The 13,465-nt window shown below is 67.1% G+C and carries 8 protein-coding genes; 2 read left to right on the forward strand and 6 right to left on the reverse strand.

The features are described 5' to 3' along the window. Position 1: 1 nt before the first annotated feature. From eccCa to eccD, 3 genes are read right to left on the reverse strand one after another with little or no spacing between them, the layout of a single operon-like run. Positions 2-4,093, reverse strand: coding sequence for a type VII secretion protein EccCa (gene eccCa / locus IT779_RS14940; RefSeq protein ID WP_196149903.1), 4,092 nt, complete (start codon positions 4,091-4,093; stop codon positions 2-4). Positions 4,094-4,099: 6 nt separating this feature from the next. Continuing rightward, positions 4,100-5,566 carry a type VII secretion-associated serine protease mycosin gene (gene mycP / locus IT779_RS14945; protein ID WP_332838805.1) on the reverse strand — a complete coding sequence of 489 codons (1,467 nt, stop codon included), beginning with the start codon at positions 5,564-5,566 and terminating at the stop codon, positions 4,100-4,102. Then, positions 5,563-7,038, reverse strand: a complete 1,476-nt coding sequence (eccD, locus tag IT779_RS14950; protein ID WP_196149905.1) for a type VII secretion integral membrane protein EccD — start codon at positions 7,036-7,038, stop codon at positions 5,563-5,565. Before eccD ends, mycP begins: the two co-directional genes overlap by 4 nt. Before the next feature lie 289 nt (positions 7,039-7,327). Between eccD and eccA the strand changes: the two genes are divergently transcribed. Then, positions 7,328-9,148: a type VII secretion AAA-ATPase EccA gene (gene eccA / locus IT779_RS14955; protein WP_196149906.1), complete on the forward strand. Its 1,821-nt coding sequence runs from the start codon at positions 7,328-7,330 to the stop codon at positions 9,146-9,148. Between the two features lie 32 nt (positions 9,149-9,180). On the opposite strand, the gene eccB is transcribed toward eccA, so the two are convergent. After that, complete coding sequence (gene eccB, locus IT779_RS14960) at positions 9,181-10,665, reverse strand: type VII secretion protein EccB (protein WP_196149907.1); 1,485 nt, start codon at positions 10,663-10,665, stop codon at positions 9,181-9,183. Positions 10,666-10,876: 211 nt separating this feature from the next. On the opposite strand from eccB, the gene eccE reads away from it, so the two are divergent. Continuing rightward, positions 10,877-12,673: a type VII secretion protein EccE gene (eccE, locus tag IT779_RS14965; protein ID WP_332838806.1), complete on the forward strand. Its 1,797-nt coding sequence runs from the start codon at positions 10,877-10,879 to the stop codon at positions 12,671-12,673. A gap of 124 nt (positions 12,674-12,797) precedes the next feature. On the opposite strand, the gene IT779_RS14970 is transcribed toward eccE, so the two are convergent. Both IT779_RS14970 and IT779_RS14975 read right to left on the reverse strand, forming a co-directional pair. Then, positions 12,798-13,082 (reverse strand): WXG100 family type VII secretion target, encoded by a 285-nt coding sequence (locus IT779_RS14970; RefSeq protein WP_196149908.1) that lies wholly within the window; start codon positions 13,080-13,082, stop codon positions 12,798-12,800. Positions 13,083-13,148: 66 nt separating this feature from the next. Next, a complete protein-coding gene (locus IT779_RS14975; RefSeq protein ID WP_196149909.1) occupies positions 13,149-13,454 on the reverse strand; it encodes a WXG100 family type VII secretion target in 306 nt (101 codons plus the stop codon). Between the last annotated feature and the right edge of the window lie 11 nt (positions 13,455-13,465).

Raw genomic sequence — 13,465 nt, forward strand, 5'->3', positions numbered from 1 at the left:
ATCACAGCGGTGGTAGATGTGCGACATGGACCATCTCCTGACCTCTGGTCCGTGAGATGAGGATGCCGCGTCCCGGCGGCAGCTTCATCGGACGTACATCACCGATCAATTTGCCCTCGTCACGGGGTCCGCTCATGATCAGGGTATCCACCGAAAGGTTCTTCATACCGCCGAGCACCTGATCGAACAGAGCGCGCGACACACCACCGGTGCGCCGCGTGACGATCAGATGGAATCCGATGTCCCTTGCCTGCGGCAGGTATTCGATCAAAGGGGTCAGGGGGTTGACACCACCCGCTACGACCATGTCGTAGTCGTCGACCACCAGGTAGATCTCCGCGCCGGTCCACCAGCTGCGTTCCCGCAACTGCGCCGGGGTGATGTCGGAGGGCGGAATTCGCTTGGCCAGGAACCGAGACAGCCCCTTGATCATCTCACCGGAGGTCTGCGACGAGGTGGAGTAGCCGCCGAGGTGATCGCCCTCCACCACGCCGAGCATCGTTCGGCGGTAATCGATCAGGATTACCCGCACCTGCTGCGGAGTCGAGTTCTCCACCAGTCCCATGACGATATTGCGCAGCAATGTCGTCTTACCCGATTCCACGTCCGCGAAGGCCATGAAGTGCGGTTCCACGGCGAAATCGATGATGAAGGGTTCCAGCTCGTTCTCGCCGAGTCCGACCGCGACGCGGGTCGGCCCGAGTGTGATCTCGTGTTGCGCGGCGATCTCGTGTATCTCGGCACGGCTGATCAGATGCGGAAGCATACGTACCTCGGGGGCGCGACGCTTGCCGTAGAGCTGTTCCAGGTGGTTCTTCGCTGTAGCCACGCCCTCGGTCAGGGTTGTCGGATCCGAGATCGAATCGAGGCGCGGCAGCGCGATCAGCATATGCAGCTCATCGGGGGTCAGACCGCGACCCGGTCGTCCGACCGGCACCAGGGCGGCAGTGCGCCGACCCATTTCGGAGTCGGTCGGATCACCGAGCCGCAACTCGAGGCGCGTGCCGATCTGATCCTTGACCACGGGACGGATCTCCGCCCACCGCGAGGCCGCGACGATCAGGTGGATACCGTACGAAAGCCCCTGCGTGGCAATCGCGTTGATGGTCGGCTCGAGGGAGTCGAATTCCTCGCGAATGACGCCCCAGCCATCCACGACGAGGAATACGTCGCCGAACTGATCAGCGGCGAGCGGGTCGTCCTGCGGCGCCGTGACTCCGTCGATCAAGCGCGCCTCCAGCTGAGCGTACTTGCGGCGCCGGAACTCCGTCATGGATTCGATGCCGAGTTCGGCGAAGCGTTCCTCTCGTCTGCGCATGAGGGCGGCGAGTTCGGCGATGGTGCGCCGCACGCGGTCGCTGTCCAGACGCCCGGCCACCGAACCGACATGCGGTATCCCGGACAAGCTGACGAGGCTGCCGCCGCCGAAGTCGAGACAGTAGAACTGCACCTGCTCCGGCGCATGGGTGGCGGCGGCGGCCATCACGATGGTGCGCAGAGTGGTCGACTTACCCGATTGCGGACCACCTACCACAGCGACATTGCCGAGCGCACCGGCCAATTGAATGGTCAGGACGTCGCGGCGCTGTTCGTAGGGCTTGTCGATGATCCCGATCGGCATCCACAACTGTCCGTGCCGGTTGACCGGCGAACGCCAATCCGGATCGGGCAGCAGCATATCCACGGTCGGCGAATCGTCCAGCGGTGGCAGCCATACTTCGTGAGCCGGACGCCCGTGCCCGGTCAGACGCCGCACCACGACCCCCAACAATGTCTCCGGAATACCCTCCACCTCGGTGTCGGCGACACGGGACGGTGGCGGTGGGAGATCGGGCAGATCCATCCGCGTCGGAAGCCGGGCGCCCGGTGCGGCGTCGGATTCCGATTCACTTCCCGGCCCCTCGGCGAGCGGGACCGCCGCGGCGGTGAACACCGTCGGCGACTGGCCGCCGAAGACCTTGCCGTCCGCCTGCTGGGTACCGATCGGAGAAACATAGGAGCCCGAAACGTAGGTCGCGTTGAAGCGCAGCGGGTCGTCGGCATCACTCTTGAGGTATCCCGATCCCGGTACGCCGGGCAGATGATAGGCGTCGGTGATGCCGAGGACCGCGCGGGATTCGTTGGCGGAGAAGGTGCGCAGGCCGATCCGATAGGACAGATGCGAGTCGAGTCCGCGCAGCTTGTTCTCCTCCAGTCGCTGCGAGGCCAGCAGCAGGTGCACGTGCAGCGATCGACCCAACCTGCCGATCATGACGAACAGATCCGCGAAATCCGGCTTCTGGGACAGTAGCTCGGAGAACTCGTCGACCACGACGAACAGCGCGGGCAGCGGGTCGAGAGCGGCGCCCGCGACGCGGGCCTTCTCGTAGTCGGTCACATTGGCGTAGTTGCCCGCCGAGCGCAGCAGTTCTTGACGCCGGTTCATCTCACCGGCCAGCGCGTCGCGCATGCGGTCGACCATCGAGAGTTCTTCCTCGAGATTGGTGATGACCGCTGCCACATGCGGCAGTGGGTCGAGGCCGAGGAAGGTCGCACCACCCTTGAAGTCGACGAGCACCAGATTCAACGCGTCCGGTGAATGGGTCGTGACCAGCGACAGCACCAGGGTACGCAGGAACTCCGATTTGCCCGAGCCCGTCGCACCGATGCAGAGTCCGTGCGGACCCATGCCGTTCTCGGCGGACTCCTTGATATCGATCTCGACCGGCAACCCGTCGGGAGTGACGCCGATAGGCACCCGCAGCCGTTCGCGCGCCGTTCGTGGCCGCCACACCTTGGCCGGATCGATCTGAGCGGCATCGGGGATCTTCAGCAGCGCCATGAGTCCCGGATCGGTCCTGACCTCGTCACCGAGGCTGACGATCTGCGCCGCCGTGGCTATTCGGAAGCGGGCCAAGCCGCGGGCGACGGTCGCGGCTTCGGCGACGCTGATCTCGTCGGCGGTGGCGAATCTCTCGAGTCCGGTGCCGCTGCGCGCGCTGACCTCGCCACCGCCGACGACCAGTTGCAGCCCGCGGCGGGCGGCGAGTCCGTTGTCGGGGGAGGTGAGATCGAGCACGGTCACCGCGTCCAGCCCGGCTTCGCTGATCAGCCGTTCGGTGCCACTGACGTAGCCGTCATCGATGACGACGACCAGATGCAGCCGCCCCGGCGTGGCCGCTTGCGGATTCCGCATGAAACGCCCGCGCTCGAGCAGTTCCGAGGACAGTGCGGTCTCGAACTCGCCGAGAGAGCCGTACACCATTCGGGCCGACCCCATTCCGTCGCGGACGCTCGGATGTTGCAGATGCGGAAGCCATTTGGCCCATCCCCACGCGGGCGCGTCCGGATCGGAGCAGACGATCGCGACCGCGACGTGGTCGGGACCGTGGAATGCGGTGAGCTCCAGAATCATCGCGCGCGTGAGCATCCGCGCCTCGTCGAGACTGCCGCCGATGTTGACAGCGGGGAAAGCTCGCAACGACACCGCGGTGGGCAGTCGATGCACCACCGAATGCGTACGCACGAACCGCCGCAACGCCACCGTGGAGACCGGCTCCAGATCTTCCAGGGGACCGGTCTCAGGGCGGGCCAGTTTGGTGGCCAATCGGTGACTGCCCACCCCTACGCGCACGTGTCCGAAGTCGGGATCGGCCGGGCGGCGTTCCCACATGCGTCGGGTGCCGATGACCGATGGCAGATCGACCGGCTCGGGATGACTCCAGAGCAAGGCCTCCAACTGCTTGGCTCCGGTGCGCCGTACCTCGTTGCGTACCTGGTCCAGGTAGCGGAAGTAGTCCTTGCGATCCTCGTTGAGCTCGGCGGGACTCTTGGCGGAGTTGCCCCTGTAGCCCATCATCATGCCGACCATCGACATGAGCATCATCATCGGGAACATCATCATGAACGGATTCGCGAGCAGATTGCGCCCGAGCATCACCATCATCGCGATCATGCCGACGACCGCCACCACCATGACCACCGGCATGAGTCGCATCAGCAGCGGTGCGGGCAGCGGGCGCTGTACCTCCGGCGGCGCGTTCAGCGCGACCTCTCCGCCCGGCGCCCGAGGCGGGGCGATCCGCGGTCGACGCACGAAACCTTCGGTTGCCATGGTCGGTTACCCCTTCACTGTTCCCGGATCCAGTGCTGTGCCCTGTTCGAGCGCGCCGTCCTGATCGAGGTCGACCGAGTCCCCGCGCCGCCGGTCGCGGAACGGAATCGAGACCGCCGCCGCGATCCCCAATCCGAGCAGGCAGACGATCGACCCGATGGCGGCGATTCGACGCGGCAGTGGATCGGGACCCGGCGGGTGGACCGGGTCGGCGATACGGCGCGGAATGTCGGTGTCCGCGGAGACGGGCCGATCGGGCAGCGGCGCGGTGAGCGCGGCGACCGGATCGATCAGACCGTGGCCCACACGGTCGTCGCGGCCAGTGCCGGGCGCGTGTGCGGTGCGCTGGATCCGGTCGATCACCTGCTGTGCGGACAGTTCCGGGAACCGGGCGCGGACCAGTGCGGCCAGTCCGGCCACATAGGGCGTCGCGAAACTGGTGCCCTCGATATCGCGTGGACCGTCGCTGGTCTGCACACTGTCGACGAGTCCGCCGCGTCCTTGGCCGCTGTCCAGCGACACGATCTGCCTGCCGATGGCCGCGACCCCGATCCACGGACCGTGCAGCGACAACTGCGAGGGTGTGCCGTCGGGATCGATCGAGGCCACCGACAGCACGTAGGGCTGAAACCATGCCGGGGTGGCCACCGTTTGCACCGAGGACCAGCCGTTGCCCTCGTTCTGCGTCTTACAGGCTCCGTCGCTCTGGAGATTGCCCGCCGCCGCGACCACGACCACGTTGCGGTCGTGGGCGTATTTCACCGCCGCACCCAAGGCGCCGTCGGCGGTGTCGTACCCCGCCGTGGTACAGGCGACCTCGGAAATATTCACCACGGTCGCGCCCATATCGACGGCGCGCACTACCGCACCCGCGAGGGTCAGCACATTCCCGTAGCCGGAAGAGGCGATCTCACCGGGCGCGCCGTCGCCGGCCCGGCGGTCCTTGGCCTCGAAGGCCAGGCTCATCTGCCGGATGCTGAGTATCTCCGCGTCCGGGGCGACACCCGCGAACGCGTCACCGAGGGCGGGCTGGGCGGCGATGAGCCCCGCGACGATGGTGCCGTGTCCGTCGCAGTCGAAGGTGCCGTCGGAGTCCGCGACGTAGTCGCCGCCGGGCTGTAATCGGGGCAGGCGGGGGTGGCGGTTCACCCCGGTGTCGATCACCGCGACCTTCTGACCGGCGCCACGGCTGAACTGCCACGCCGAGGGCAGGTCGAGCACTTTTTGCGCGGGCGGCGCCTCGGCGGGCGGCGCACCGGAGAGCATGGGTTGGGCGCAGACCGACCGCTGCTCGGTCGGTTCCAGCGGGGCGGGCCGCCCGCTGATCGCCTGAGCGGCCCCGAGCGCTCCCTGGTCGATGCCGGGAGGCGCGACAGCGGTGGCCGGCGCGGGCCAGCCGAACGCCACGATGCCGAGAACGACCACGGCGCAGACCGATCCGGTGCGGCGAGGTCGAGCTGCGCGCGCGCTCACAGATTCCTGGCCATCCCGTATACGCCCATGACCCATAGCACCAGCGGAATCAGGCCGATGATGAGCGCGTATTCGAAGAGCTCGCCGAGGCGCCTGGTGACCGGCGTGATCTCGATATGCGGTCCGATCACACCGAAGAACAGCACCGATACCGCGAAGGCCAGCAGCAAGGCGCCCCCGATCAGCAACCGATCGTGGTCACCGAGAGCGAGTCCGGTGAGCAGTCCGGCGACGATGGCCGCACCGCCGAGGATCATCGCGCCCGCCTGCGTCAGATCCGCGAAGGACCGGCCGCGCAGGCACAGAATGATCGCCGAGATCACCGCCAGGGTGATTCCCTGCCATCGCACGTGACCGAACAGGTCCGCGGTGCCGAGTGCCCCCGCGAACACAGCCACCGTCACACCCGCGATCATGCCGGTCTGATAGAGGTTGGCCGCGCGTGCCCGCAGTCCGAGTCCGGCGGCCGAGGGCAGCGCGGTGGCGCCGATCGCACCGATCCCCTCGATGGTGGGTCGCGGTTCGTGATCGGCCGGATCGATGGCCGCGCCCGCGGTGGGCACCGGCGGCACGGGCAGCCGCGCCAGCATCGCCGCCAAGCGGGGTATGGCAGACAGCAACGTGATCGCCACGACCAGCACGCCGGCGGCGATCTTCGGTAGCGCCGGTTCCCACACCATCCGGACCAGGGCCGCGATACCGCCGAACAAGGCAATGGTCACCGAGACCGAACACAGCACCGCGCCGGTTCCGGTGGCCCGGTACAGCGCCGTCGCGGCCACGAGGGTCACCGAGAAACCCAGCAGCAGATGCGGACTACCCAGATCGCCGGGGACCGACAGCGTACCGCCTCCGAAGAACAGCAGAACCGAACACAGGCTGATCCAGCCGGCGGCCACCTCGTCGGCGTATCGGCGCGCCGCGATGGCCGCGGCACCCCCCGCCGCAAGACCCGCACCGATCGCCAGGAACGGTGCCGCCAGTCCGTCGGAGCGACCGCGTTCGATGGCCAGCACGACCAGTGCGAGCAGCACCGCGACCACCGCGGTGATCAGCCCGGTCCATTTGGCGGCGGTCGGCGACCAGCCGCGGAAGTCGTCGGCGGTGAGCCGCGACACCGCGTCGATGACGTCATCGAACAACGCGGGCGACTCCTTGGCGCCCACCGAGCGCAACACCAGCAACTCACCGTCGAGTACTTCGGCCTCGGTGAGGCTGCGACTCGGTGCGATCGCCTCGCGGCCCAATCTCGCCAGCGTCCAGTGCTCGGCACGCAGCGGGGCGGCGCCGTCCTCGCTCTCGGTGATGTCGGTATCGCGCGATCCGATCAGGGCGACGAGATCACCGATGAAGGCCGCGATCGGCACCGTCGCGGGCAATCCGACATCCAACTGGGTATTTCCCCCGATGACGGATACTCGGCACAGCTCGGGTTCGGCGGTTCGCGAACCACCGCTCAAGGGCTCCGTCAATTGCTGAACAACTCCAGTCCATTCCGGAACGACATATTCGTCCGGTTCTCGGATTGCCACCTGCCGAACCGAACTCACCTCGCACTCACTCTGGTCGCAACGCACACGCGTTGCAACCTCGCGACCGCGAAATCTAATGTATCCGTACAGACCGTGCGCACGCGATCGCTACCCTGGCCTTATGTCAGGCACAGTGCACCGATGCCACAGTTGGCCGGAAGATGAACGCGGGCAACAGCTCCCGTGAACACTTCGAGACCATTGACAGACAACTCGGAGACAGGCACCGATGACCGGCAACCGCCAAGCACAGCGCGCCTTCGACGCGGGGATCCTGTCACTGGGTCTGACCGTCGACGGCCAGGAATCCACCCGTGACCTCGAGTACGCGAAACTGGCCTTCCAGCGTGCGACCGAATGGGATCCGACCATGTGCGATGCCTGGCTCGGCCGGGCCGCGGCGGGGGAGGTGACCAAGGACGTCCTCTACAACCTCTACAAGACCAGCACGTCCACGCTGTTCCGCGAACAGCGCAGGCTCGGTCTCGCGCCGCGCACACTGGCGGGACGGTTCCTGGTCGGCCTGTACATCGACTATCCGCTCGCCAGTTACACCGAGATCTGGCTCGCGCATGCCGCGCAGTTGGTCGCCGATCGGGAATACGACGAGGCCGAGCGGGTACTCGACGAACTGGCCGCCTACCGCGCCTCCATGCTGTCGGATACCGATCGCGCGATCGACGACCGCATCAGCGCCTACATCCGCGCCGTCATGCACTACAACACCCAGCGCTGGTCCGATGTGATGGCCGTGCTCACCGGGTCGGCGGATTGGGACGACCTGTACTTGGCGGCGGGCGCCAACGTGATGGTCGGTTCGGCCTGTGCGCAACTCGGCCTGTTCGGCGAGGCCATCCGACGGATGGAACAGGCCGAGGCGGGCCCGATCCCGGCCGCACGCACCACCGCGATGTTCTGCCGCGGACTGTGTCTGCGTGAGACCGGCAACGAGACCGAGGCACAGGCGCTGTTCGAGAAGGTGTATTCGCAAGCGCCGGATTTTGCGGCCAATACCGCGGCCATGCGCGATCGCACCTACCGGATCACCATCACCACCAAGGAATCCATCGACGCGCGCACCGATCGCTGGGATCCGGCGTCGGCTCCCTCGGCGGAGAAGATGGAACAAGCCGAGAGCGAGGACCGGGCCAAGCGGATTCTCGGCGAGGCCAAGACCGAATTGGATCGCCAGGTCGGACTGGATTCGGTGAAGACCCAGGTCGCCAAATTGCAGGCCACCGCCCAATTGGCCAAGATCCGCGCGGAGAAGGGAATGGCCAGCGTGCCGCGCGGCAACCACCTGGCTTTCACCGGGCCGCCCGGTACCGGGAAGACCACGATCGCGCGTATCGTCGCCAAGATCTACTGCGGTGTCGGACTTCTCAAGACCGATCGGGTGGTCGAGGCCAAACGCGTCGACTTCGTGAGCCAGAACCTCGGCGGTACCGCCATCAAGACCGACGCGCTGATCGATACCGCCATGGACGGCGTACTGTTCATCGATGAGGCGTACACACTGATCCAGACCGGCCTGTCCGGCGGCGACGCATTCGGCCGCGAAGCAGTGGACACTCTGCTGGCACGCATGGAGAACGACCGCGACCGACTCGTGGTGATCATCGCGGGCTACGACGGCGAGATCGACCGGCTTCTGGCCTCCAACGACGGCCTCGCTTCCCGCTTCGCCAAACGGCTCCAATTCCCTTCCTACACACCGGAGGAACTGGGGCAGATCGGCGGGCTGATCGCGAAGTCGCGTGATTCCGAATTGTCCGAGGACGCACTGCGATTGCTGATCGAGGCCTGCGGCGGGCTCTACCGTTCCGAACGCACCGATCAGAGCGGGCAGCAGCGGCGCGGCATCGACCTCGCGGGCAACGGCCGTTTCGTGCGCAATGTGATCGAATCCGCCGAGGAGGAGCGGGAATTCCGGCTCGCCAACGACGAATCGGTCGATTTGAGCAGTGTCGACGAGTCGGTGTTGATGCGGATCGAGGCCCCGGATATGGAGGCCGCGCTGGTCGGCGTCCTGGGATCGCTCACCACCTGATTCGACACCCGTCCGGCGGGTTCGACGACGGTCTAGCGGGTGGGCAGGACGTCGTGAGCGACCAGGGCGTCCGGTCTGGACAAGGTCGGGCCGGGCACCAGTTGGCCGACGATCGCCCACGGGGCGTGGCGCGGCTTGCCGAGGCCGAGCACCTCGGCGGTCGCGACATCCGGGATGCCGTAGCGAATACCGTTATCGGCCACGTAGAACAGGCCGTCTCGGCGCGGACTGCCCGGATCGATCCCGGTCACCTGCACGAATTCACCGGAGGACGGGGCCAGATAGACTTTGTCCACCCGATCCCCGGAGGCGTCGGCAGTGGCCAGCGCCACCGGTCGCGCCGAATCCGGCAGCGGCAGTTCGGAACCCGCGAGCACCGTGACCGCGGCCTGATCGTTCGGCACGGTGCCGTCACCGCTCGGATCCGGTTTCGACCAGGCGACACAGGTCACCGGAGCATCCTCGGCCGTCAACAGTTTCGGCGCGACGGCCGGATAGTGGTCGACCGTCAGTTTGCGCACCACCGAAACATTGCCGAGCACATCCGGCGGCACCGATTTGATCTGCGCCATACCCTGGGAATTCGCCGTGCGGATAACCGCGGCCGTGAAATCCCCGATCCGCTGCACCCCGTCGGCCAGCACCACGTACAGTTCAGGCCGGTCGGCGCCGCCGACCGCCGCGACCGAGATCACCCCGCCCACCGGCACATCCGACAGTCGCCCCGGACCGGGCTGACCGGCCTGCGGGATCTCCGGCGCGGTCAGCGGCGGGACCGGGGTGAGCGCGCCGAGCAGTCCGGTATTGGCCGGCCGCGCCCGCTGTCCGGTCAGTCCGAGCACGCGCGCCATGACGGCGTTGGACGGGTCGACCTCCGCGCGTTTACCGTCGTAGATCAGATAGGTCTTGTCATCGCGGCGCACCAGCTCGGCCTCGTTGCCCGCCACCCGGCGCACCCGTTCGTCGAGTCGGGTGGTCGCGGCGATCACCGTGGTCTCGACACCGGTGGCAGCCGCGGCACTGCCGCTCTTCGACAGTTGCACGGTCTCGCACAGCGACCAATCGGAATGCCCGCGCTGCGCCGAACCGGGCAGCGCCGCGGGCGCGCCCGGAATGCCGAGCATTGCCCCGCGCGGCACACTCGCGAGTTTGCTGTCCTTGACCGAGGTGGGCGCCTCGTTGCTGCCGCTGATCAACCGGGCGGAGGCGAGATTCAGCGCCGGATGCAGCACCCGGTTACCATTGGCGTCGCCGACCAGGACGTAGAGGGCGCCGCTCTCCTTGCCCATGACGATATCGGCCTTGTCGATCGAGCCCTGCGGCCGTAGGAAAGCCAGGATCGCCGCACCCGCGATCACGACAATTCCGAGCACCGCCCCGACCAGCAGCGACCGCATTTGCGAACGCATGGGGTCGTGCAGCATCCGCACATCGCGGCGGATCAATGCGTGGTCGAGCCGCCGCAACAGAAACCGATATCCGTTGACCTGGGCCTTGGTGGTCAGCTGAGTAGGCACGTGATCTCCATCGAATCGACCGCGTCCGCGGACAATCGCGGGGGCGACGGTGGGAATTCGTCCGGGAATCACAGTATCCCGCCGGCAGGCGGTGTCAATCTCGGGAGCGTGAACGACCCGGACCACGAATGATCATGCCGCGCGGTACTATCGGCCGGAGGCAGCACGGGCGGACTCCGGCCACCCACCCCTTCGACCCAGGCGAATTGGTGTGAACACAGCTGTGAACGAACGGGAAACCGAATCCGGCGCCGACCGGTCGGGGGTCACACCGGACGCTTCCGTGAACTCTATATTGCGTGAGCCTGAATTCTGGTTGTTGCACCATCTTCCGCTGCGATCGACCATCCCGGTGATCCTGTTCGCCGCGCTGGCCGCCTGGGTCGTGCTCGCTCTGGACGCACCCCTCGCCGCCGCGACCGGCGTGGGCGCGGGTGCCCTGCTACTCGGGCTGGCTCCGGTACGCACGCGAAATCCCCGCAATGTCGTCGGAATCCTCGCCGAATGGCTGGCTTTCCGCTGGCGCCGGGTCCGGCCGGGACAGGTGGCGGCGGGCGCGGAGGCCTTCGACGTCCCGCTCCCGGAGGGCGGCAGTTACGGAATGCGCTGGGACGGTGGCCTTCTGATCACCATGCTGCGCATCGATCCGCCGCCGGACGCACTGACCCTGCTGCGACGTGGATCGCTGTCCACCGACCAGACCATCCCGCTGGACGAGATCGCCCGCTGCCTCGAGCAGTTCGATATCAACCTCACCTCGATCGATGTGATCAGCACCGGTGCGCGTACCGCGGGCGCCACCCCGATCGCCGACCTCTACGACCGCATCATCGGCCCGCTACCCGCCATCGCGCAGCGCACCGTCTGGCTGGTTCTGCGACTGGAGCCGCTGGCCAACGCGCAAGCCGTGGACAATCGGGGCGGCAGCGGCAGCGGCGCGCTGCGCACCGCGATCATCGCCACCCGCCGCGTCGCCAACCGGCTGGCCGCCCGCGATATCTCGGTCTCGGTGCTGACCGCGGGCGAGATGAACACCGCGGCGCGCCAACTGCTGCGCGGCATTCCGCTCGACCAGTTCACGGAGACCCCGAAATCCCTGGTGCACGGCGATTTACATCTCACCAGCTATGAGATCGGTCCCGACCTGATCGGCGAACGCGGATTCTCCGATATCTGGGCGACCCCGAGTTCCGCCACCACCGTCACGGTGCGGTTGCGACCGGGAACCGCGGGCACGGGGCGCGGTCGCGATACCGCGACACCCTCGATAGCACTCGACGCCCTGGTGCGCTTCGACACTCTCACCGAACCGGACGGCCCACCGCTACCGGGACTGCGCCCCCTGTCGGGGCGGCAGTTCCGTGCTCTACTCGACTGTCTGCCCACCCGGATCGGCGGCAGCGATATCGGTCGCACGGGTGATCACCGCGGTCTTCGGTCCGCGCTGATGGGTATCGCGGTGCCCACCGCGGGCTGCGGACAACTGATCGGCGCGGACGATCACGGACAAGGCATCGCGGTACCGCTGATCGGCGACGGCACCCGACGTCTCGCGGTGGTCGGGCGACTCGATCTGGCCCAGCAGGTGATCCTGCGATCGATCGCCCTCGGCGCCCATGTGGTCGTGCACACGGACCGTCCGGACGCCTGGCACACCATGGTCTCCAATGTGGACACGCCCCAAGTACTTTCGCTGGTCTCGCGCTTCTCCGGCAGCGGACATCCGGCGCCCGCCGCCACGCAGGCGGGCGCGCCGATTCCGCCCACCTCGGTCGTGGTATTCGACGGCATCGCACCTACCGCGCTGACCGGCGGCGCCACCATCGTGCAGGTGCGCCCGCCAGAGGAGTCCACCGATCGACTCGACGCCGACGTGATCTTGATCCAGGACCCGGCCGCACCGAACATCATCACGGTGCGGACCTCCGCGGTCACGACCACAGTGAATATGGTTACGACACCGGAGGAGATGCGCTACATCGGCGAATCACTGACCGCCGTGCGGTGACACATGTGCTCGGGCACTCGAAACTGCCGAAAGTGCCCCGGCTCGTCGCAACGGCGCGCCAGCGATCGGCCGGAGCGAACTGCCCCGGCCGACCACCGAGATCATGCCGACCGAACGAATTCGATCAGGACGCGAAACCGTCGCCGATCTTCGCATCGGTGCCGAGCGCGCGCTGCAAGGCGCTCTCCACCGCGGCGGCGACCTTGTTCAGGATCTCCAGGGTGTCGGCGTAGTTGGTGTCCCAGTTGCCCTTGGCGGTCTGGAAACCATCCAGCGAGGCGTTGCCCTCCCATGCCTGCGCCAGACGGCCCGCGGCCTCGTTGAAGCGCTGGCCCTCGCCCTGGAGCTTGCCGTAGTTCTCGTTGAGGTTGTTGTACAACTCGGTCATGGTCGCTTTGTCGTAAAGCATGTCCTCGTCCCTTCGGTCGTGTCGGAGTATTCGGATCTCGGCGCGGCGGATGACCTCGGCGCGGGCTCAGGCGAGCCGCAGACCGCCGAAGTTCTCGCCTTCTTCGGCGTCCAACTGGGTCAGCTGCACGTGACCGGCGCCGACCTTCTCCTCGATCTGCCCGAGGGCGATCCGCAGGTCGTTGGTCTCCTGGTTCCACGCGGCGACGGCCTTGCTGAACGCCGTGTTCGCGTCACCCTGCCAACCGCGCCGCGCCGCGTCGACCGCGGTGTCGATATCGGCCAGCGTCCGCTGGATCGCGTCCACCGCGTCCTGCACGTCGCGCTGCGCACCCGCGGCGCGCTCGTCTGTCCTCGCGTTTTCACCGGACATGATGTGTCCAC

It is taken from the genome of Nocardia bovistercoris, assembly GCF_015674855.1.
Lineage (GTDB): Bacteria > Actinomycetota > Actinomycetes > Mycobacteriales > Mycobacteriaceae > Nocardia > Nocardia bovistercoris.